The organism is Arthrobacter sp. SIMBA_036, assembly GCF_046535135.1.
GTDB lineage: Bacteria > Actinomycetota > Actinomycetes > Actinomycetales > Micrococcaceae > Arthrobacter.
Window position 1 is genome coordinate 1 of sequence record NZ_JAWRXG010000270.1, and the last position, 261, is coordinate 261.

Consider the following 261-nt stretch of genomic DNA (forward strand, 5'->3'; position numbering starts at 1 on the left):
GTGTCGCGATGGCCGAACTTCTACCCTACCTTTCAGCCGTCCCCAGCTCCCCGCATCACGAAGGTCTTTCCGTGGCTGGGCAGACAGACGACATCCTAAAGGCGCTTCATCGGGTATTGACACTTCTCGACCGTCCGGAAGATCTCGGAGCTCTTCTGAAGCCGCCCACTACAGAACTCTATTATCGCCTTCTACAGAGTGAGCGTAGTGCAATCCTGAGAGATTTCGCCACCGGAAACACGAAGCTCGCGCAGATCGGAC

Annotated in this window: 1 protein-coding gene; it reads left to right on the forward strand. The window is 56.3% G+C overall.

All coding sequences use genetic code 11. The annotated features are described in order from the left end of the window. Positions 1–71: 71 nt before the first annotated feature. Positions 72–261, forward strand: a 190-nt coding sequence (locus SB659_RS19855) for an AraC family transcriptional regulator N-terminal domain-containing protein (protein WP_410551658.1), incomplete at its 3' end; no start/stop codon positions are given.